20 protein-coding genes are annotated in these 19,954 nt (G+C 63.5%); 10 read left to right on the top strand and 10 right to left on the bottom strand.

What is annotated here, in order from left to right:
* Positions 1-15 precede the first annotated feature (15 nt).
* The 5 genes from def to BN1121_RS04495 all read left to right on the top strand — a co-directional run bounded on the left by def (position 16) and on the right by BN1121_RS04495 (position 5,758).
* Positions 16-528, top strand: coding sequence for a peptide deformylase (gene def, locus BN1121_RS04515; protein WP_005351332.1), 513 nt, complete (start codon positions 16-18; stop codon positions 526-528).
* Between the two features lie 10 nt (positions 529-538).
* Entirely contained in the window at positions 539-1,483 is a 945-nt protein-coding gene (gene fmt / locus BN1121_RS04510; protein WP_005351331.1) for a methionyl-tRNA formyltransferase, read from the top strand.
* 59 nt (positions 1,484-1,542) lie between these two features.
* A complete protein-coding gene (gene rsmB / locus BN1121_RS04505; protein ID WP_005351329.1) occupies positions 1,543-2,835 on the top strand; it encodes a 16S rRNA (cytosine(967)-C(5))-methyltransferase RsmB in 1,293 nt (430 codons plus the stop codon).
* 7 nt (positions 2,836-2,842) lie between these two features.
* Positions 2,843-4,219 (top strand): Trk system potassium transporter TrkA, encoded by a 1,377-nt coding sequence (trkA, locus tag BN1121_RS04500; protein ID WP_005351328.1) that lies wholly within the window; start codon positions 2,843-2,845, stop codon positions 4,217-4,219.
* A gap of 96 nt (positions 4,220-4,315) precedes the next feature.
* Entirely contained in the window at positions 4,316-5,758 is a 1,443-nt protein-coding gene (locus BN1121_RS04495) for a TrkH family potassium uptake protein (protein WP_005351326.1), read from the top strand.
* Between the two features lie 39 nt (positions 5,759-5,797).
* Here the strand turns inward: BN1121_RS04495 and rmuC are convergent, their stop codons facing one another.
* Positions 5,798-7,159, bottom strand: a complete 1,362-nt coding sequence (gene rmuC / locus BN1121_RS04490) for a DNA recombination protein RmuC (protein ID WP_005351321.1) — start codon at positions 7,157-7,159, stop codon at positions 5,798-5,800.
* A complete protein-coding gene (locus BN1121_RS04485) occupies positions 7,156-7,371 on the bottom strand; it encodes a hypothetical protein (RefSeq protein WP_005351320.1) in 216 nt (71 codons plus the stop codon). The genes rmuC and BN1121_RS04485 overlap by 4 nt, the downstream gene beginning before the upstream one ends.
* Positions 7,372-7,501: 130 nt before the next feature.
* Here BN1121_RS04485 and BN1121_RS04480 point away from each other — a divergent pair, with 130 nt between their 5' ends.
* Positions 7,502-8,032 (top strand): ferredoxin-type protein NapF, encoded by a 531-nt coding sequence (locus tag BN1121_RS04480; protein ID WP_005351318.1) that lies wholly within the window; start codon positions 7,502-7,504, stop codon positions 8,030-8,032.
* Positions 8,033-8,053: 21 nt separating this feature from the next.
* Here the strand turns inward: BN1121_RS04480 and BN1121_RS04475 are convergent, their stop codons facing one another.
* From BN1121_RS04475 to aptA, 6 genes are all read right to left on the bottom strand, one after another.
* Positions 8,054-8,506, bottom strand: a complete 453-nt coding sequence (locus tag BN1121_RS04475; protein ID WP_005351316.1) for an Rrf2 family transcriptional regulator — start codon at positions 8,504-8,506, stop codon at positions 8,054-8,056.
* Positions 8,507-8,664: 158 nt separating this feature from the next.
* Positions 8,665-9,504: a PfkB family carbohydrate kinase gene (locus tag BN1121_RS04470; RefSeq protein WP_005351314.1), complete on the bottom strand. Its 840-nt coding sequence runs from the start codon at positions 9,502-9,504 to the stop codon at positions 8,665-8,667.
* A gap of 84 nt (positions 9,505-9,588) precedes the next feature.
* Complete coding sequence (locus BN1121_RS04465) at positions 9,589-10,560, bottom strand: LysR substrate-binding domain-containing protein (RefSeq protein ID WP_043157367.1); 972 nt, start codon at positions 10,558-10,560, stop codon at positions 9,589-9,591.
* 162 nt (positions 10,561-10,722) lie between these two features.
* Positions 10,723-11,454, bottom strand: a complete 732-nt coding sequence (locus tag BN1121_RS04460) for a glutamine amidotransferase-related protein (protein WP_005351309.1) — start codon at positions 11,452-11,454, stop codon at positions 10,723-10,725.
* A gap of 17 nt (positions 11,455-11,471) precedes the next feature.
* The gene (locus BN1121_RS04455; RefSeq protein ID WP_005351303.1) at positions 11,472-12,965 is read right to left on the bottom strand and encodes a CoA-acylating methylmalonate-semialdehyde dehydrogenase; all 1,494 of its coding nucleotides are present in this window, start codon (positions 12,963-12,965) and stop codon (positions 11,472-11,474) included.
* A 15-nt stretch (positions 12,966-12,980) separates the two neighbouring features.
* Positions 12,981-14,312: an omega-aminotransferase AptA gene (aptA, locus tag BN1121_RS04450; protein ID WP_005351302.1), complete on the bottom strand. Its 1,332-nt coding sequence runs from the start codon at positions 14,310-14,312 to the stop codon at positions 12,981-12,983.
* A 185-nt stretch (positions 14,313-14,497) separates the two neighbouring features.
* On the opposite strand from aptA, the gene BN1121_RS04445 reads away from it, so the two are divergent.
* The 4 genes from BN1121_RS04445 to rarD all read left to right on the top strand — a co-directional run bounded on the left by BN1121_RS04445 (position 14,498) and on the right by rarD (position 17,908).
* On the top strand, positions 14,498-15,040 hold the full coding sequence (locus BN1121_RS04445; protein ID WP_005351300.1) for a cupin domain-containing protein: 543 nt from the start codon (positions 14,498-14,500) through the stop codon (positions 15,038-15,040).
* Positions 15,041-15,133: 93 nt separating this feature from the next.
* On the top strand, positions 15,134-16,630 hold the full coding sequence (locus tag BN1121_RS04440; RefSeq protein ID WP_005351299.1) for an aldehyde dehydrogenase: 1,497 nt from the start codon (positions 15,134-15,136) through the stop codon (positions 16,628-16,630).
* Between the two features lie 137 nt (positions 16,631-16,767).
* Complete coding sequence (locus tag BN1121_RS19905; protein ID WP_162531374.1) at positions 16,768-16,923, top strand: hypothetical protein; 156 nt, start codon at positions 16,768-16,770, stop codon at positions 16,921-16,923.
* A gap of 82 nt (positions 16,924-17,005) precedes the next feature.
* Positions 17,006-17,908, top strand: a complete 903-nt coding sequence (gene rarD, locus BN1121_RS04435) for an EamA family transporter RarD (RefSeq protein ID WP_005351293.1) — start codon at positions 17,006-17,008, stop codon at positions 17,906-17,908.
* Between the two features lie 52 nt (positions 17,909-17,960).
* Here the strand turns inward: rarD and BN1121_RS04430 are convergent, their stop codons facing one another.
* Both BN1121_RS04430 and BN1121_RS04425 read right to left on the bottom strand, forming a co-directional pair.
* The gene (locus tag BN1121_RS04430; protein WP_005351291.1) at positions 17,961-19,454 is read right to left on the bottom strand and encodes an MFS transporter; all 1,494 of its coding nucleotides are present in this window, start codon (positions 19,452-19,454) and stop codon (positions 17,961-17,963) included.
* Positions 19,455-19,464: 10 nt separating this feature from the next.
* Positions 19,465-19,806 (bottom strand): hypothetical protein, encoded by a 342-nt coding sequence (locus BN1121_RS04425; protein ID WP_005351289.1) that lies wholly within the window; start codon positions 19,804-19,806, stop codon positions 19,465-19,467.
* Positions 19,807-19,954 lie beyond the last annotated feature (148 nt).

Here is a 19,954-nt window from a genome sequence, read left to right as displayed (position 1 = left end):
CTCAAGAACCCATTTATGGCCATTCTAGATGTACTGCGCTTCCCCGATGAGCGTCTGCGCACCGTCGCGGCACCCGTCGAGGCCTTCACTCCGGAACTGCAAGTAATTGTAGATGATATGTTTGAGACCATGTATGCCGAAGAGGGCATTGGTCTGGCTGCGACCCAGGTCGACATCCATCAACGCATCATCGTCATCGATGTCTCCGAAGAGCGAGACGAGCGCCTGGTGCTGATCAACCCGGAAGTACTCGAGCAATCCGGCAGCACCGGGATCGAAGAGGGTTGCCTCTCGGTGCCTGGCAGCCGTGCCCTGGTGCCGCGCGCCGAGTGGATCAAGATCCGCGCTCAGGACGCCAAGGGCGAGCACTTCGAGCTGGAAGCCGACGATCTGCTGGCCATCTGCATCCAGCACGAGATGGATCACCTGATCGGCAAGCTGTTTGTCGACTACCTCTCTCCGCTGAAGCGTCAGCGCATTCGTCAGAAGCTGGAAAAAATGGCCCGTGAAGACCGTAAGAGCGCCTGAGGATGACCGTTTGAGCAAGCTGAAACTGATTTTTGCCGGTACTCCCGACTTCGCCGCCCGTCATCTGGCGGCGTTGTTGTCTTCCGAGCACGAGGTGGTGGCCGTCTACACCCAGCCGGACAAGCCGGCCGGTCGCGGTCAGAAGCTGACAGCCAGCCCGGTCAAGGAGCTGGCGCTGGCCCACGATCTACCGGTCTATCAGCCCGCTACCCTGCGCAATGAAGCCGCTCAGGCCGAGTTGGCCGCTCTGGGGGCCGATCTTATGGTGGTAGTGGCCTACGGCCTGATCCTGCCCAAGGTGGTACTCGACACTCCGCGTCTGGGCTGCATCAACGTGCACGGATCCCTGCTACCACGTTGGCGCGGCGCCGCCCCGATCCAGCGTGCCATCTGGGCCGGCGATGCCGAGACCGGCGTCACCATCATGCAGATGGACGTGGGGCTCGACACCGGGGCCATGATCCGCAAGGTCACCTGCCCTATCGCCGCCGACGAAACCTCAGCCAGCCTCTATGACAAGCTGGCCGAACTGGGCCCACAGGCTCTGGTGCAAACCGTCGATGCCATGGCCGCCGGCGATACCCATGCCGAACCCCAGGACGATACTCTGGCCAACTACGCCGAGAAGCTCTCCAAGGAGGAGGCGCGTATTGACTGGGATCAGGAGGCCGTCGCCATCGAGCGTTGCACCCGGGCCTTCAATCCTTGGCCCATCAGCTGGTTCGAGGTGGCAGAGCAAACCGTCAAGGTGTGGTCCGCCTGCGCGCTGGAGCACGATCACGGCCAGACGCCGGGGACCCTGCTCAAGGCTGATCGGGAAGGCATCGACATCGCCACCGGCCGGGGTGTGCTGCGTCTGCTGACCCTGCAACCGCCGGGCAAAAAGCCGATGACGGTACAAGATTTGCTCAATTCCCGTCGTGACTGGTTCACCGTCGGGACCACGCTAGCTTGACGAGGCGGGGTTCGGCCCCGCCCTCCTCTCTTCCGCGAGCGCTCAATCAAGGTAATCCGATGAAAACACGTGCTCAGGCCGCTCTGGTCATGCAACAGGTGCTGGACCACGGCAACTCCCTCTCCGCCGTGCTCCCCGCCGCCCAGGAGCAGGTCGCCCCGCGCGATCGCGCCCTGCTGCAGGAACTCTGCTATGGCACCCTGCGCTGGCTACCCCGTCTCGACGCCGCCGTCGGCGAGATGATGGACAAGCCTCTCAAGAACAAGAGCCGCATCTTCCACTATCTGTTGTTGGTGGGCCTCTATCAGCTCATCTACACCCGCATTCCGCCCCACGCCGCGGTGGCCGAGACGGTCAACGCAACCAAACTGCTCAAGGGCCAGGCCCTGCGCGGCCTGATCAACGGTGTGCTGCGCAACTTCCAGCGCAGTGCCGAGGTGATCCTGATGCGGGTCGACCGTATCCCGAGCGTACGCCTCGGCCATCCTGAATGGCTGGTCAAGCGCCTTCGCCACGCCTATCCCGACGACTGGGAGGCGATCCTCGAGGCCAACAACCAGCGCCCCCCCATGTGGATTCGCAATAACGCCAGCCGCCAGAGCCGCGACACCCTGCTGGCACGCCTCGCCGAGGCCGGCATCGCCGCCAGTGCCGGTGCGGAAGGCGCCGATACCATACTGCTCGAGCGCCCCTGCGACGTGACCAAACTGCCCGGCTTCGAGGTCGGCGACTGTTCGGTACAAGATGGCGCCGCCCAGCAAGCGGCAGCCCTGCTCGACCCGCAGCCGGGTGAGTGGGTTCTCGATGCCTGCGCCGCCCCCGGTGGCAAGACCGCCCACCTGCTGGAGCGTCAACCGGCCCTTGCGGGTGTCGTTGCCGTCGATGCCGACGCAGACCGCCTCAAGCGGGTACAGCAGAATCTGGATCGCATTGGCCTCCAGGCCCAACTCATCCACGGTGATGCCAGCGCGCCGGAACAGTGGTGGCAGGGCCCCCAATTCGATCGCATCCTGCTCGATGCCCCCTGCTCGGCCACCGGCGTCATACGACGCCACCCTGACATCAAGTGGCTACGGCGGGATCAGGACATCCGCGATCTCTCCCAGCTGCAGCGCCAAATCCTGGATGCCCTCTGGTTGAAACTCAAAAGCGGCGGTACCCTGCTCTATGCGACCTGTTCGGTGCTACCCGAGGAGAACCGGGATCAGATCCGCGCCTTCCTCGCTGCTACACCGGAGGCCGTGCTGATCCCCCTGACCCCGGACGATACTCCGGAGCAGCCGGGGCGCCAGTTCCTCCCCGGAGAGCAGGGGATGGACGGCTTCTACTACGCCAAGCTGATGAAGCGGTGAGCAGACGATGAAGATCATCATACTGGGGGCCGGCCAGGTGGGCGGCACCCTGGCCGAGAACCTGGCCGGCGAGAACAACGACATCACGCTGGTGGACACCGATGTCGAGCGTCTGCGCGAGTTGCAGGACAAGTTCGATCTGCGGGTGGTCAACGGCCATGGCGCCCATCCCAGAGTGCTGCGTGAAGCAGGCGCCCAGGATGCCGACATGCTGGTGGCGGTCACCAACAGTGACGAGACCAACATGATCGCCTGTCAGGTGGCCTACTCCCTGTTCAACACCCCGAACAAGGTGGCGCGGATCCGCTCACCGGCCTATCTGGCCGAGCGGGATCGCCTGTTCCTGCCCGAGTCGGTGCCGGTTGATCACCTGATCGCCCCGGAGCAGCTGGTGACCGACTACATTCGTCGGCTGATCGAGTATCCGGGCGCCCTGCAAGTGGTGGACTTCGCCGGTGGCCGGGTCGGCCTGGTGGCGGTCAAGGCTTACTACGGTGGTCCCCTGGTGGGCAATGCCCTCTCCACCCTGCGCGAGCACATGCCCAACATCGAAACCCGGGTGGCGGCCATCTTCCGCCAGGGTCGGCCGATCCGCCCTCAGGGCACCACCATCATAGAGGCCGATGACGAGGTCTTCTTCGTGGCGGCCGCAGGCCACATCCGCGCCGTCATGTCCGAGCTACAGCGCCTTGAGAGCCCCTACCGACGCATCATGATCGTCGGCGGCGGCAATATCGGCGCAGGCCTCGCCCGACAGCTCGAGAAGCGCTACAGCGTCAAGTTGATCGAACGCAGCCCCAAGCGTGCCGAACTGCTCTCCGAGCAGCTCGAGAACACCATCGTCTTCTGCGGTGATGCAGCGGATCAGGAGCTGCTGGCGGAAGAGCACATCGACCAGATCGATGTCTTCATCTCGGTCACCAATGAAGACGAGGCCAACATCATGTCGGCCCTGCTTGCCAAGAAGATGGGTGCCAAGAAGACGCTGGTGTTGATCCAGCGCGGCGCCTATGTGGACCTGGTACAGGGTGGCCCCATCGACATCGCCATCTCTCCTCAACAGGCCACCATCTCGGCCCTGCTGACCCATGTGCGCCGGGCCGACATCGCCAACGTCTACAGCCTGCGCCGCGGCGCCGCCGAGGCCATCGAGGCGATCGCCCACGGGGACGAGCAGACCTCCAAGGTGGTGGGCCGCACCGTCGGTGAGCTCAAGCTGCCACCAGGTACCACCATTGGCGCTATAGTTCGTGGAGAAGAGGTATTGATTGCCCACGATCGCACCAAGATCCAGCAAAATGACCATGTGGTGATGTTCCTGGTGGACAAGAAATACATCCCGGAAGTGGAGCGGATGTTCCAACCTAGCCCCTTCTTCCTCTAGGGACCCCATGGCGAGCCTCTGCATCCACTCGGCCCAGCTCAACCTCCCGCGGGAATGGACTGGGCCTTTTGTTAATCAACGACCAGACATGCTCTCATGATCAAACTGCGTCCCATCCTCTTCACCCTCGGCCTGGTGCTATCCAAACTGGCGCTGTTTATGTGGCTGCCCACCCTGTTGGCGCTGGTTACCGGCACCGAGGGGTTCGTCGAGTTTCTCAAATCGGTGTTGATCACCCATGGCGCAGCCTTCCTCTGCCTGCACTATGGTCGCAAGGCGGAGTTTCGCCTCGGGGTGCGCGAGATGTTTCTGCTCACTACCTCGGTGTGGGCCGTGGTCTGCATCTTTGGCGCCCTGCCGTTCGTCTTCATCACCCATATCGCCTTCACCGACGCCTATTTCGAGACCATGTCCGGGGTGACCACCACAGGCTCTACCGTGCTCTCGGGCCTCGACAACATGGCCCACAGCATCCTGCTGTGGCGCTCCATCTTGCAATGGCTCGGCGGGGTTGGCTTTATCGTGATGGCGGTGGCGGTGCTGCCCTACCTCAACGTCGGCGGCATGAAGCTGTTCCAGACCGAAAGCTCGGATTGGTCGGACAAGAGCGCCCCGCGCGCCAAGACGGTGGCCAACCACATAGTGCAGGTCTATCTGGTGCTCTCCATGCTCTGCTTCCTCGCCTACTGGGCGAGCGGCATGAGCACCTTCGAGGCGGTCAACCATGCCATGACGACGCTCAGCACGGGGGGATACTCCACCTCGGATCAATCCATGTCCCACTTCTCCAACGCGGCGCACTGGATCGGTTCCCTCTTCATGTTTCTGGGAGGGCTGCCCTTCCTGCTCTACGTGCAGAGCCTCTCACGACGCGATAGCAGCCTGCTGCGCGACGCCCAGGTCCGTGGCTTCTTCTGGCTGGTAGTCTGGGTCACTCTGATCATGACCCTCTACCTGTGGCATCGTGATACCTTCGGGTTCTGGGATGCCCTGCGCATCAGCTGCTTCAACATCGTCTCTGTGCTGACCACCACAGGCTACGGCCTCGGCGACTTCGGCACCTGGGGACCGCTCACCAGCATCCTCTTCATCTTCCTGCTGATGCTGGGGGCCTGCTCCGGCTCTACCGCCGGCGGCCTCAAGATCTTCCGGGTGCAACTCTCGTTCGCCCTGTTCCGCAAACAGATGCTGCAGTTGATGCACCCCTCAGGGGTCTTCCCCCAGAAGTACAACGGCCGGCCGGTGAACGAGGCGATCGTGCGATCCATGATCGCCTTCGTGCTCGCCTACTTTGCCATCATCCTGCTGATCGCCGCCCTGCTCGGGGTCATTGGTCTGGACCCCCTGACCGCCATCTCGGGCTCCATCACGGCGGTGGCCAACGTGGGTCCGGGCATGGGCCCGGTGATCGGCCCGAGTGCCAACTTCGCCAGCCTGCCCGACTCGGCCAAGTGGATCCTGTCGTTTGGCATGATGCTGGGGCGCCTCGAGATCCTCACAGTGGCGGTGCTCTTCTTCCCCGCCTTCTGGCGCCAGTAATGGAAAGAGGCAGCCTCCCGGCTGCCTCTTCGCTATCTGTCACCCCTCTTTGGCGAGTCGGGCCCCCCCCTCCTCATCCCCGTGCTCGCGCGCCTGCTCGACCAACGCCTCCGGCAGGGGTTTGGGTACCTCGACCCCCAGCTCGCGTAGTCGCTCGGCCTGCACCAACAGGTTGCCACGGCCGGTGGCGAGGCGCCCCATCGCCTTGTCGTAACTCTCGCTGGCCCGCTGCAGGCTGCCGCCCAGGCTCTGCATCTCCTCTACAAACAGGCGCAGCTTCTCATAGAGGCGGCCGGCCCGCTCGGCGATGAGGCGGGCATTCTGGTTCTGCCGATCGACCCGCCACAGGTTTTCGATGGTACGCAGCGCCACCATCAGGTTGGTCGGGCTCACCAGCAGTATGTTGTGCTCGAGGCCGTAACGCACCAGGCCGGGATCGGCCTCCAGCGCCACCAGGAAGGCCGGCTCCACCGCCACGAACATCAGCACATAGTCGAGGGTGCGCACCCCGGGCAACTGCTGGTAATCCTTGCGCCCCAGTTCGCGAATATGACCGCGCACCGACGCCACATGCTCCTTGAGGTCGACCGCCTTCTCCAACTCGTCGTCCGAGTTATACCAGCGTTCGTAGGCGGTCAGCGACACCTTGGCGTCGATGATGATCTCCTTGCCCTGGGGCAGGTGAACGATCACATCCGGCTGGTAGCGCTGGCCCTTGTCTGAGGTGAGGCTGACCTGGGTCTCGTACTCGTGCCCCTCACGCAGGCCACATTCACTGAGGATGCGCGCCAGCACCACCTCCCCCCAGTTCCCCTGCTGCTTGCTGTCCCCCTTGAGGGCACGGGTCAGGGCCGCCGCCTCCTCGGTCATGCGGGCGTTGAGCTCGGCCAGACGCTCCAGTTCGAAGCGCAGGTTGTGACGCTGCTCGCTCTCCTGAGCGTGAGTCTCCCCCACCTGACGACGAAAGCTCTCGATCTGCTCGCGCAAAGGAGTGAGCACCCGATCCAGGCTGTGCTGATTGAGGTCGCGAAACTGGGTCGAGTTCTGCTCGACGATGCGGTTGGAGAGGTTCTCGAACTGCTGCACCAGCCGCGCCTCGTTCTCCTGCAGCAGCTGCAGTTTCTCGGCCGACGCCTGACGCTCGGCGCGCAGCATGGCCTCGAGCTCCTTGATACGGGCCGTCAGCCGAACGATCAACTGCTGGCGCTCCTCCTGGCGAGCCTCCTGATGAAGCCGCTCATCGTTAAGCTCATCCAGGCGCTGTAGCTGAGCGTCATTGCGGGCCTGCGACTCGGTCAGCATATCCTTCAGGCGGCGACGCTCGCGCAGCCCCACCAGCCCACCAGCGAGACCACTGAGCAGGAGAGCAATCCCCAGCAGCAGCCACTCCTGCGGATTCATCTCAGCCCCCTGCGCCGCAGCAGTTGCTCCAGATAACGGTTAGCCAGCACCCAAAACAACACATAGGCGCCATAGAAACCGATAATGAGCCACTTGTGACTGTTTACCCCCAGATCGAGCTCGGCAAACGTGGTGTGAGTCAGGCGCATGTAAATGAAGATGACGCCGGGAAACATATAGAGCAGCGACGCGCGCCAGAAAAATAGCAACATAGAGGATGCGATCTGCGGGTGGAAAGTGGGCCTAGCTTACACAAGCACGCCCGCGCTGGCGATCCCGTGGTGCTGGCTTGAGGGGGGAAATTGCCGTAAAATTAACCCTAAATGGGTAACAGGAGCCACCATGGATCACTCTCTGTGCCAGTGGCTACGACGAACGCTGGCCCCCTTGAGCACACCGCTTGTCAGCTGCCAGGAGGCCCGTCCGCCCTGGGCCATCGATGAGAAACAGTTCCTCTCTCTGTGCAATCGTTGCGGCGACTGCTTTCGGGCCTGCCCTCAGGGGCTGCTGCACCCGGCCAATCGCCCCGAATACCGGGGAACGGCCATCCTGGGTACCCCGATCCTGGATCTCTCCTGCGGTCAGTGCAGCTACTGTGGCAGTTGTGCCCGGGCCTGCCCGACCGGCGCCCTGGATCTTGCCCTGGGCCGTCAGATACAGACCCGGGTTCGCGTCTCGGAACAGTGCCAGGCCCGCCAGGGTTACTACTGCCTGCTGTGTGAAGATGCCTGCCCCCGGCTCGCCATCAAGGTGACCCAACAGGGGGTACAGCTCAACCACATGGTCTGCGATGGGTGCGGCGCATGTGGCCTGGCCTGCCTGCACGGCGCCATCACCCTGGAGCGCCACCCCAAAACCAAAACGGAGCCCTGAGGCTCCGTTTCTTCACCGACCTTAGCCCACCGCCAGCAACTCGTCAGGCTCCAGCCCCAACAGGTGGCAGAGGCGTGCCGGATCGCGCACCGCGTCGGCCAGGGTGTATTCCCCCAGCACATCGAGGAAGGCGTTCATCGCCTTGCGCAGTATCCCCTGCACCCGGCAACCGCCGGCCAGGCGGCAGTTATCGCTCTTGCAGTAGGCGGGACAGAGGATGTTCTCCATATCCACCACCACGTCGCGCAGGTTGATGGAGACCGCCGAGCGGCCGAGGCGAATACCGCCGTGCTTGCCCCGCACCGTCTCTATGTACCCCTTGAGGCCGAGCTGATGCACGATCTTGACCACATGATTGCGCGAGATGGCGAAGGTATCGGCCACCTCCGTGATGGTCGACAGGCGATCTTCCGGTTGTACCGCCAGGAAGGTCAGGGTACGCAGGGCGTAGTCGGTAAATCGTGTCAGTTGCATGAAATGCTTGCCTCGTTGATACAGCCAACGGACACCGGCGAATGCGGGTCACCTCGGATAGTCAGGCAAGGGTAAGAGCTGGGAAACAGGGTGTCGATAAAGATGGAAATAAATCGGCACTTTCTTTGATTAATCGCAAAAATGCCGACTAGTTGCCACTAGTGAGGGGTTTTGAGCCACTTTTGCAGCGCCACGGAGGGGATCGAACTCTCCGATGCCACCGCGAATGCACCCCAATCGACGGCGCTCTGCAGCGCCTGCTCCATGGCCATGCCCGAGGCGAGCCCGTGGATCAGGCCACCGGCAAAGGCGTCGCCCGCCCCCGTGGTATCGACCACAGATACCGGCCGCGCCGGCACCCGGATCCGCTCCTCCCCATGAATGGCGACGGCCCCCTCCTTTCCCTCGGTCAGCACCAGCCACTGCAGGCTCTCCCCCCCAATCTGACGCGCGTGCAACCAGAGGTCATCCTGGCTGGCCAGATCGCTGCGCGAGGCGATCAGCACGTGGCAGGGGCGGCGCACTTGCCCTCCCTTGGGATATTGGGCCACCACGAAACTCTGGCTCAGCATCTGGCGCATATAAGGGACGACCACAGAGCCGGGATAATTCACATAGAGGCAGTCGATCCCGACCGTCGGCAAGTCGCCGGGCAGGTCGGGGCGACGGGGCCGACGCAGTATGGTGCGCTCACCGGTCGAGTCCACCAGCACCAGCAACTCGCCGGTCTCACCGCCGAAGCGCTCCACGTGTCGGCAATCGAGCCCATAACCCGCGGCCTGCTCCAGCAGCCAGTCGCCGGTCTCGTCGAGGCCGATACGGGAGGCGATGAGCACCTCATGGCCTGCCCACACCAGGCCCACCCCGGTATTGGCGGCGCCGCCGCCCAGCCGCCGTCCCTGATCCAGATATTGCAGCCGGGCCCCGGCCACCAGCGGCTCGGAAAGGGAGAGGACGTGATCGCAGTTAAGATTGGCAAGCAGCAGCAGACGGGACATGGAGGATCTCTCGCAGGGTGGAGACTCAGTAGAGCGCAGGGTGCGCCGCCCCACAAGCAGCAAGAGGAGACGGCGCGATCGGGATCAATAGACGGGCAGTACCACCTCCTGGAATAGCTCGTCGATGCGGGCCTGGGTGGGCTGCTGCATCACGTTCTGGATCACCTCCTTGGTGAGGTGGGGCGAGAAGGTGGTGATGAAGTCGTACATGTAGTTTTGCAGCAGTATGCTCTTGCTAAAGCAGAGATAGGCCGGACAGGGAGTGAAGAGGTGCTCCAGGTTGATGGCCACCAGATCCGGGGCGTCGGTGTCGTTGGCCACCAGGGAAGAGATGATGCCGATACCGAACCCCAGTTCGACGTAACGCTTGATGACACCGGCATCCATCACCGTCATGTAGTAGTTGGGGGTAAGACCGGCGGCCTCGAATGCCTCGTCCTGCACCTTGCGCCCGGTCGCCCCGCTCTCGTAGCTGAGGATGGGGTACTGGCAGAGCTGCTCCAGGCTCGGTCGCTTCACCCGGGCCAAGGGGTGCTCCTTGGGCACCACCAGGGAGAGGGTCCACAGATAGGCCGGCAGCACGATGAGATCCTTATCGAAGCCGATCTCGTGGGCGACGATGGAGAAGTCTGAATAACCCTTGCTGATCTGATCCTTGCTGGCCGACATCACGGGGTGCAGGTGGAACGAGATCTTGGGGTACTTCTTGGTGAAGTAGGTGACCGATTTCGGCAGCAGGTGGCGGGCTATGGTGTGGGTGGTGTGGATGTTGAGGGTCCCCACCGTCGGGTCGAGATACTCGCGGGAGATCGCCTTGATCTTGCTCTCTATGTTGAGCATCGCCTCGGCACACTTGATGATCTCCTCTCCCACCGGCGTGATGCGGTGCAGGTGCTTGCCACGCCGCTCGAAGATACGCACGCCCAGCTCTCCCTCGAGCAGACCGATCTGTTTGCTGACGCCAGGCTGGCTGGTATAGAGCGCCTCGGAGGCGGCCGAGACGTTGAGATTGTGGTCCCGGATCGCGATCAAGTACTTCAACTGCTGCAATTTCAAGGCTCTTCCCTCGCTGGCTGGGGTCTCGTCGGGCGACCCACCCGAAGGAAATGGCCGCCCCGAAGGGCGGCCAGTTTACCATCAGGGGCCGGGCCAATCGCCGCTTGTTCCTTCATTTTCCTAAAGAATCTAGCATTCGGCCCGGTTTAGTGACAAACCGCTTCACAAGAGCCCCACTCCGACCGGGGTCAGCAGGCCGAGAAACTGCAGGATCCAGCGCAGCACCAGGGTCGAGTCGACCCCCTGCTCCAGGGTCGCGAGGCAGGCCTGATAACGTGCCTCGCCGAGGCTCTCGCGACGCTTCTCGATGAGGGCGCGGTCGTACTCCACCGAGAACTCGGGATGCCCCTGGATGGCCACCACGTGCTCCCCGTGCTGGAACATGAAGTTGGGGCAAAAATCGTTGCCCGCCAGGCGCAGCGCACCCGGCGGCAGAGACTCCACCTGATCCTGATGACTCGCCAGGACCCGGATCTGCGGCACGTTCGGCACCATCCAGTCGCGCTCGGCCAGCACCGGATTGACGGCGACCCCGAGCCCCCACCCCTTGGCCGACTTGTTCACCGCCCCGCCGAGCGCCTGGGCGATGGCCTGGTGGCCAAAGCAGACACCGGCCAGGGGCACCCCGGCGGCGTCGGCCCGCACTATCCACTCGCGCAGGACCACCACCCAGGGCAGATCACTGTAGGCATCGTGACGCGACCCTGTGATGAGCCAGGCATCGCATTCGTGGAGATCCCCGGGCAGCTCGCCATCGCAGGCGGCCCAGACCGAGAAAGTCAGATCAGGCTGCAGGGCCCGGAATCCGGCGATGAACATCTCCGAATAGACGCGGCCGAAACGTTCGGCATAGTCGGCATCGAGCCGGTCACAGTCGAGGATCCCCAATTTCATCCGATACGCTCCTTGTTTCACTTCATGGTAGGCATGACGAAGCTGGCCCCCTGGCGCTCCCCCTCGGGCCAACGCGCGGTCACCGTCTTCATGCGGGTGTAGAAGCGTACCCCGTCCGGCCCGTGCATGTGAAGCGGCCCAAACAGGGAGCGCTTCCAGCCGCCGAAGCTGTGGAAGGCCATGGGCACCGGGATTGGCACATTGACCCCCACCATGCCGACCTGCACCCGCTGGATGAAGTCGCGCGCCGACTGGCCATCGGCGGTGAAGATGGCGGTACCGTTGCCGTACTCGTGGTCGTTGATGAGGTCCAGCGCCGTCTCGTAGTCGGGCACCCGCACCACGCAGAGTACGGGGCCGAAGATCTCCTCCCGGTAAACCCGCATGGCCGGGGTTACGCGATCAAACAGGCAGCCGCCGATGAAGTAACCCTCGCCGTGACCGACCGGGCGGCCATCGACCACCAGCTCGGCCCCCTCGGCCACCCCCTGATCCACGTAACCGCGCACCCGCGCCAGGTGCTCCCGACTGATGAGGGGCCCCATCTCGTTCTCCGGGGTGACGCCGAGCCCGGGCCCGACCCGCAGATTCGCCACCAGCGGGGTGAGCCGGGCCACCAGGGCATCGGCCACGGCGTCACCGACCGCCACCGCCACCGAGATGGCCATGCAACGCTCGCCAGCCGCCCCGTAGGCCGCACCCATCAGGGCGCTTACCGCTCCGTCGAGGTCGGCGTCCGGCATCACCACCATGTGGTTCTTGGCACCGCCCAGCGCCTGCACCCGCTTGCCGTGGGCCGAGGCGGTGGCATAGATGTATTCGGCAATCGGGGTCGAGCCGACAAACGACACTGCCTGTACCCGCGGGTCGGTCAGCAGCACATCGACCGCCTCCTTGTCACCGTTGATGACGTTGAACACCCCGTCCGGCAGGCCGGCCTCCTTGAGCAGCTCGGCCAGGCGCAGTGAGAGGCCGGGATCTTTCTCCGACGGCTTGAGCACGAAGCTGTTGCCGCAAGCCAGCGCCACCGGGAACATCCACATGGGCACCATGGCCGGGAAGTTGAACGGCGTGATGCCGGCACATACCCCGAGCGGCTGCATCAGGGACCAGCTGTCGACCCCGCGCCCCACGTTCTGGGAGTGCTCCCCCTTCTGCAGGTGGGGAATACCGCAGGCGAACTCCACCACCTCCAGCCCACGGGTCAGCTCTCCCTGGGCGTCGCTCAGCACCTTGCCGTGCTCGCGGGTGATGAGGGCCGCCAGTTCGTCGCGCTGCGCCTCCACCAGGGCCTTGAAGCGGAACATCACCCGCGCCCGCACCAGCGGCGGGGTCTGGGCCCAGGCGGGGAAGGCCCGTTCGGCCACGGCAATCGCCTCGGCACACTCGGCCGCCGAGGCCAGGGCCACCCTCCCTGTCTCATCACCGCTGGCCGGATTGTGGATGGGGGCCACGCGCCCGCTGTGGCTCGCGCAGTGACGGCCGTCGATAAAGTTACCCAAGATGGTCATGCATCCTCCGTGATGTCAGGCCTGGGCCTGCAGGGTGTCCTGTAGCAGGTTGAACAGCTGATCGATGTGCTCGCGCTCTATGATGAGGGGCGGCGAGAGGGCGATGATGTCGCCGGTGACCCGGATCAGTGCCCCCTTCTCAAAGCAGCGTACAAACACCTCATAGGCGCGCTTGCCAGGCGCTCCGACCATGGGCTCGAGCTCGATCCCCGCCACCAGACCGTAGTTGCGAATGTCTTTGACGTGCTTGCAGCCGCGCAGGGCGTGTACCGCCTCCTCCCAGTAGCCCGCCATGTCGCGCGCCCGGGTCAGCAGTTGCTCCTGCCGGTAGATCTCCAGGGTCGCCAACCCCGCCGCCGCCGCCACCGGGTGGCCCGAGTAGGTGTAACCGTGGAACAGCTCGATGGCCCCCTTGCCGGCCGCCATCATGTCGTCGTAGATGTGCCCCTGCACCAGCACAGCCCCCATGGGGATGGCTCCGTTGGTGAGCCCCTTGGCGCAGGTGATCATGTCCGGCTGCACGTCGAACTCCTGGGCGGCAAACGGCGAGCCGAGGCGGCCGAAGCCGGTGATCACCTCGTCGAAGATGAGCAGAATACCGTGCTTGGTGCAGATCTCGCGCAGCCGCTTGAGGTAACCCTTGGGCGGCATGATGACGCCTGTGCTGCCTGCGATAGGCTCAACGATGACGGCGGCAATGTTGCTGGCATCGTGCAGAAACACCAGCTTCTCCAGCTCATCGGCAAGCACCGGGCACTCGTTTGGCAGGCCACGGGTGAAGGCGTTGCGGGCGATGTCGAGGGTGTGCGGCAGGTGATCGACCCCCGGCAGCAGTGAGCCGAACCACTTGCGGTTGCCCGGAATGCCGCCGACCGAGATGCCGCCAAAGCCCACCCCGTGGTAGCCGCGCTCGCGGCCGATGAGGCGGGTGCGGGTCCCCTCACCGCGAGCCCGCTGCCAGGCCAGGGCGATCTTGAGGGCCGTATCGACCGACTCGGATCCCGAGTTGGTATAGAAGACGTGCTTGAAGCCGGGCGGCGCTATCTCCACCAGCCGATCGGCCAGCTCGAACGGCAGCGGATGCCCCATCTGGAACGTCGGTGCGAAGTCGAGATGGCCGATCTGGGCCGATACGGCCTCAGCGATCTCCCGACGACCGTGGCCGGCATTGCAGCACCAGAGGCCGGCGGTGCCATCCAGTATCTTGCGACCGTCCTCTGAGTAATAATGCACTCCCTTCGCCGACGAGAGGATGCGTGGCGCCGCCTTGAACTGCTGGTTGGCGGTGAAAGGCATCCAGAAGGCGGAGAGATCCTGGGGCGTCTGTATCTCGTTAACAGGTTTCATGATCACCTCGTCCTAAGGTGTTTAGTTATCTGCAACTAGCGGGTATTAAATTAAACACCTGAAGCCTGAAAAAGGGGAGAAGATTCGCCCCCGACTTATTGGTTCCTACCCATGCGGGTGGTATAAGATAATTAACACAAATACAACAATAGTAAACAGCAAAGCAACAGAGGGAGTCTCAATCGATGGATATCGGCAATCGCCTCAAGGCGGTACGCACCAGGGCTGGGCTCTCCCAGCGCGAGTTGGCCAAGCGCTCGGGAGTAACCAACGGCTTCATCTCCCAGATAGAGAAGAATCAGGTCAGCCCCTCGGTCGCCTCCCTGCGCAAGGTGCTGGAGGGGATCCCCATGTCGCTGGCCAACTTCTTCACCGACGAGACAGAGATGGATACCGAGGTGATCTTTCGCGCCGACGAGATGCCCGATCTCGGCTCCCACCCCATCAGCTACCGCCTGGTAGGCCATAGCCGTGCCAACCGCACCATCGGTATGCTCAAGGAGATATTGCCCCCCGGAGCCGATACCGGCGCCGAGATGCTGAGCCATGAGGGTGAAGAGTGCGGCATCGTCATCGCCGGCAACGCCGAGGTCACGGTGGGAGAGCAGGTCTATCTGCTGCAACCCGGGGATGGCTACTACTTCGATAGCCGCACTCCGCACCGTTTTCGCAACGCCGGGGATCAGGAGTGCGTGCTGATCTCGGCCAACAGCCCGGCCAGCTTCTAATAGTGTTTAAGAAATTGTTACAACCACGATTTACTTCGCCATGGATGTTTAGCATAGTGATGCAATCGTGAGCCACCCGTTCAAGGAGCGAACATGACCACCCTCACCCTGGCCGACTGGGAACAACGCGCCGCCACCCTGAAGATCGAGGCCCGCGCCTTCATTGACGGCGCTTATGTTGACGCCAGCTCGGGCGCCACTCTCGACTGCATCAATCCGGCCAACGGTCGCCTGCTGGCCAAGGTGGCCGCCTGTGACGCCATGGATGCCGAGCGGGCAGTGCAGGCCGCCCGCCGCGCCTTCGACGATCGCCGCTGGGCAGGTCAGTCGCCCAAGCAGCGCAAGCTGGTGCTGCAGCGCTTCGCCGCCCTGATGCGTGAGCACGTGGAAGAGCTCGCCCTGCTCGAATCCCTCGACATGGGTAAACCCATAGGTGACGCCATCAGCTACGACGCCCCGGCCGCCGCCAACTGTATCGCCTGGAACGGCGAGGCGATCGACAAGATCTACGACGAGGTGGCGCCGGTCGAAGAGGGGGCCCTGGCCCTGGTGACCCGCGAGCCGCTGGGCATAGTCGCCGCCATAGTGCCGTGGAACTTCCCCCTGGTGATGGCCTGCTGGAAGCTCGGGCCGGCACTGGCCACCGGCAACTCGGTGATCCTCAAGCCCTCGGAGAAATCCCCCCTCACCGCCATCCGCATCGCCGGGCTGGCCAAGGAGGCAGGGATCCCCGACGGCGTCTTCAACGTGCTGCCGGGCTTTGGCCACACTGTGGGTGAGGCGCTGGCCATGCACATGGATGTCGACTGCATCACCTTCACCGGCTCGACCCGGATCGGCAAACACCTGGTGGAATGCTCGGGCAAGTCCAACCTCAAGCGCGCCTTTATGGAGTGCGGTGGCAAGAGCCCCAATATAGTGCTGGCCGACGCACCGGACCTCGAGCTGGCCGCCCGCACCGCCGCCGCCGCCATCTTCTATAACCAGGGCGAGGTGTGCACCGCCGCCTCGCGTCTGCTGGTGCAAAACAGCATCAAGGCCGAATTTGTGGCCAGGGTGGTGGAGTATGCCCGCGAGTGGGTGAGCCAGAACCCGCTGGATCCGGAGACCCGCATCGGCGCCATGGTCGACGGCCTGCAGATGGAGCAGGTGCTCTGCTACATCGCCTCGGGTAAGGAGGAGGGCGCCACCCTGCTGCTGGGGGGCGAACGTTGCCATCAGCACAGCGGCGGCTTCTATATCACACCCACCATCTTCGATGACGTGACTCCCCGGATGCGCATCTTCCGCGAGGAGATCTTCGGCCCCGTGCTCGCCATCACCGGTTTCGACACCCTGGAAGAGGCGATCCAACTCGGCAACGACACCTGTTATGGCCTCGCCGCGGCGGTATGGACCTCGGACGTCAACAAGGCGATCAAGAGCTCACGCGCCCTGCGCGCCGGTACCGTCTTCGTCAATAACTGGGACGGCGGCGACATGACCATGCCGTTTGGCGGCTACAAGCAGTCGGGCAATGGTCGCGACAAGTCCCTCCACGCCCTCGAGAAGTATACCGAGCTGAAAAGCACCTGGATTCAACTCGACTAGCACCACAGAAGAGGACGCCAGGGCCATAAAAGGGGGGATATCCCCCTTTTTTCATTTTTCCCTTCCCAGAGGGGGCTCAATCGATATAATCATCAGTGTGGCAACTCTTTATATTTAATAGAAAAATGCTGTTTTTCATGGGAAGTGTGCTGTTTCTGGTCATCGGTCTGCCCCTGCTCTTCTACGCATTCGGGCAGGGTGAGGCCTATGTCACCTGGGGCCCCTGGATCTCCGCCATCGCCCTGATGCTCTGGCTGCTCAAGGATGTCACCAATATCCGTCGCGGCGGCTGACCCCCTTCTTTCCGGTTAACACTCCCGCTACACTGACGTTTTGTGATCTTCATCACCGATAACAACAAGGCGTCACTCACACATGCAATCTCCTACCCAGCGCCAGGGCGTGATCTTTGCCCTCTCGGCCTACACCCTGTGGGGTCTGGCCCCCATCTACTTCAAGCTGATTAGCCAGGTTCCCGCCGGCGAGATCCTGACCCACCGCGTCATCTGGTCCTTCGTGTTGCTGCTGGTGTTGGTGCTGCTCAAGCGCCAGTGGCCCCGGGTACAGGCGGTGCTCAAGCGACCGCGCCAGCTCGCGCTGCTCACCCTCACCTCGACCCTGGTCGGGGGCAACTGGCTGCTCTTCATCTGGGCCATCAACAACGGCCACATGCTCGATGCCAGCCTGGGTTACTACATCAACCCCCTGTTCAACGTGGTGCTGGGGCTATGGTTCCTCGGCGAGCGGCTGCGCCGTCTGCAGTGGGCCGCGGTGGCCCTGGCCGCCCTCGGGGTCGTGGTACAGCTGGTGGCCTTCGGCTCATTGCCCTGGATCGCCCTAGTGCTGGCTTCGACCTTCGCCTTCTACGGTCTCATCCGCAAGAAACTGGCCCTCGACGCCCTCACCGGCCTGCTGCTGGAGACCCTGATCATGTTGCCGGCCGCCGCCATCTACCTGTGGGGCATCGCCGACAGCCCGACCAGCCACCTGGGCGCCAACCCCGCCAGCCTCAACCTGCTGCTGATCGCCGCCGGCCTGGTGACGACGGTGCCGCTGCTCTGCTTCACCGCCGCCGCCACCCGCCTCAAGCTCTCGACCCTGGGCTTCTTCCAGTACATAGGGCCGAGCCTGATGTTTATTCTGGCGGTGACCCAGTACGGCGAGCCCCTGCTCATCGACAAGACCGTCACCTTCGCCTGCATCTGGAGCGCCCTGGTGCTGTTTAGCCTCGACGGGCTGCGTAGCGGCCGCAAGTCGACAGCCCCCGTCACCCGCTAAGGCGCGACACCCAACTAAAAAGGCCCTGACGGGCCTTTTTGCTGCGCGCAGCTCAGGGGTGGCTGGCCACCGCCACATGCTCGCGGCGGTTTTCCATGCGCAGCGCCAGGTAGCACATGGCGAGCAGGGACAGACCGGCCAGCGCAATCATGGTCACCCCGTAGGCGCCGAGGAACATGTGCTGCACCTGGAGATGGGCTTGGTCCAGGCTGATCCCATGGCTGCGGCTCAGGGACGCGGGCAACTGGCCGATGCCGTCCAGCCCCTGGGTGGCCTCCCCGCTCAGGGTAGCGGCGAAACGGGTGTTGAACAGGTAGATGCCCAGGGTCAGGCCCAGCGATCCCCCTATGTTCTGCACGCTGCCCAGGGTGCCGACCGCCGCCCCCGTGTATTCGCGGGGCAACGACATGACGGCCGCCGTGGTGGACGGACTCAGGATGCAGCCCCAGCCCAGGCCCATGGCCAGGAAAGCCAGCAGCACGAAGGCCGGCTCGGAGCGCACGGCGAAGGCCGACTGCATCAGGGCCGACACAACGAACAGGCCCAGCCCCAGCAGAATAAGGGGACGGGTGCCCCAGCGTTCGCACCAGCGGCCGACGAAGGGGGAGATGAGGGCGACACCGGCCGTGGTCGGCAGCAGCATGACCCCCAGCATCAGCCCCTTGAGATCCAGCACCAGATCCAGATACAGGGGCATCAAGAAGAAGGCCAGGCAATAGAAGGCACCCAGGGTGAAACTGGCGACGGCGGAGCAGAAAAAGGGGCGGCGCGACAGTATGCCGAGATCCAGTATGGGATGCTCGACCCGGCGCTCGACCCAGTAGAAGGTCAGGGCCAGCCCCACCGCCAGGGCGATCAGAGCCAGGGTGGGCGCGGACGCCCAACCCCATTGGCCGCCCTGCACGAACACCAGGGCCACGCAGGCCAGCAGCAGGGTGAGCAGCACAGAGCCGATCACGTCGATGCGGGTCTTGACCGGGGTGTGCAGGCCCGAGCCCAGGGCCCGCAGGCAGACCAGGATCGAGAGGGCGACGATGGGGATGTTGATCAGAAACACCCAGCGCCAGCCGGCCCAGGCGACGATCACCCCTCCCAGGAAGGGGCCGATGGCCAGGCCGAAGCCGTTGATGCCGAACAGCATGCCGAGGGCCCGCCCCTGCTGCGAGGCGGGGAAGGCGTGGGCCACCAAGGCGCCGGAGTTGGTGAACAAGACGGCGCAGGCCAGCCCCTGGAACAATCGGCCGGCGATCAGCAGCGGCAGGCTATCGGCCATGCCGGCCAGCAGGGAGGCCAGGGCGAACACCAACAGCCCGGAGTAGAAGATCCGACGGTGGCCCAATATGTCCCCCATGCGTCCCATGGTGATCATCACGGCGGAGAGGGCGATGACGAAGATATTCATCACCCATTGCAGCTGGGTGAAGCTCCCTCCCAGCTGCTGCTGGATGTCGGGCAGGGCCGTGTTGACTATGGTGAAGTCGACGCAGCCCAGGAAGCTGGCGAGGCCGACCCCGAATAGGGCCAGCCAGTTATTCTTTTCCTGCATTGCTCTTTCCTTAATTGATCGGATGATTGGTCGCAGACGAACCGCCCGTGCGTTTGAACCGCAGCGAGAGCCAATTCGCCTTGTCCATCTTCTTCTTGGCCACGAAGCGGTGATGGGTGGCCGCCATGGCCGCCGTCATGGGCTGCGGGTAGACGATGAAGTCATATCCCTGTTCGGCCCACAGGGGCATGATGGCCGGGCATTCTTCCAGCAGATAATTGCGGCATTTATGGAAGTGGGTGATGAGGCAGGATTCGGGATCGACCTTCACCCTGCGCTGGAGAAACGTCAATATGGTCCTGTCTATTTCATCCCGGTAATCATGGTTGGATTGATATTCCCGCTCGACCATTTCCCGTAATTCCGGATAGCGGGCGTCCCCTATCACCTCGTCCCTGGGCCGGATCACCAGGTCCGGCGGTGGCAGACTGGGCATATCCAAACAGAGCCGGCATGTTATAGAATCGATTCACTCAATAACATTCGTGCTAATCGCACTC

Source organism: Aeromonas diversa CDC 2478-85, assembly GCF_000819805.1.
GTDB classification, from domain to species: domain Bacteria; phylum Pseudomonadota; class Gammaproteobacteria; order Enterobacterales; family Aeromonadaceae; genus Aeromonas; species Aeromonas diversa.
Note: the sequence above shows the minus strand (reverse complement) of the source record. Positions and strands in the feature narration are given on the sequence as shown.

Coding starts and splice junctions, on each gene's coding strand:
- def (WP_005351332.1), top strand. CDS start 16: ATGGCCATTCTAGATGTACTGCGCTTCCCCGATGAGCGTCTGCGCACC.
- rsmB (WP_005351329.1), top strand. CDS start 1,543: ATGAAAACACGTGCTCAGGCCGCTCTGGTCATGCAACAGGTGCTGGAC.
- trkA (WP_005351328.1), top strand. CDS start 2,843: ATGAAGATCATCATACTGGGGGCCGGCCAGGTGGGCGGCACCCTGGCC.
- BN1121_RS04495 (WP_005351326.1), top strand. CDS start 4,316: ATGATCAAACTGCGTCCCATCCTCTTCACCCTCGGCCTGGTGCTATCC.
- rmuC (WP_005351321.1), bottom strand. CDS start 7,159: ATGAATCCGCAGGAGTGGCTGCTGCTGGGGATTGCTCTCCTGCTCAGT.
- BN1121_RS04485 (WP_005351320.1), bottom strand. CDS start 7,371: ATGTTGCTATTTTTCTGGCGCGCGTCGCTGCTCTATATGTTTCCCGGC.
- BN1121_RS04480 (WP_005351318.1), top strand. CDS start 7,502: ATGGATCACTCTCTGTGCCAGTGGCTACGACGAACGCTGGCCCCCTTG.
- BN1121_RS04475 (WP_005351316.1), bottom strand. CDS start 8,506: ATGCAACTGACACGATTTACCGACTACGCCCTGCGTACCCTGACCTTC.
- BN1121_RS04470 (WP_005351314.1), bottom strand. CDS start 9,504: ATGTCCCGTCTGCTGCTGCTTGCCAATCTTAACTGCGATCACGTCCTC.
- BN1121_RS04460 (WP_005351309.1), bottom strand. CDS start 11,454: ATGAAATTGGGGATCCTCGACTGTGACCGGCTCGATGCCGACTATGCC.
- BN1121_RS04455 (WP_005351303.1), bottom strand. CDS start 12,965: ATGACCATCTTGGGTAACTTTATCGACGGCCGTCACTGCGCGAGCCAC.
- aptA (WP_005351302.1), bottom strand. CDS start 14,312: ATGAAACCTGTTAACGAGATACAGACGCCCCAGGATCTCTCCGCCTTC.
- BN1121_RS04445 (WP_005351300.1), top strand. CDS start 14,498: ATGGATATCGGCAATCGCCTCAAGGCGGTACGCACCAGGGCTGGGCTC.
- BN1121_RS04440 (WP_005351299.1), top strand. CDS start 15,134: ATGACCACCCTCACCCTGGCCGACTGGGAACAACGCGCCGCCACCCTG.
- BN1121_RS19905 (WP_162531374.1), top strand. CDS start 16,768: ATGGGAAGTGTGCTGTTTCTGGTCATCGGTCTGCCCCTGCTCTTCTAC.
- rarD (WP_005351293.1), top strand. CDS start 17,006: ATGCAATCTCCTACCCAGCGCCAGGGCGTGATCTTTGCCCTCTCGGCC.
- BN1121_RS04430 (WP_005351291.1), bottom strand. CDS start 19,454: ATGCAGGAAAAGAATAACTGGCTGGCCCTATTCGGGGTCGGCCTCGCC.
- BN1121_RS04425 (WP_005351289.1), bottom strand. CDS start 19,806: ATGGTCGAGCGGGAATATCAATCCAACCATGATTACCGGGATGAAATA.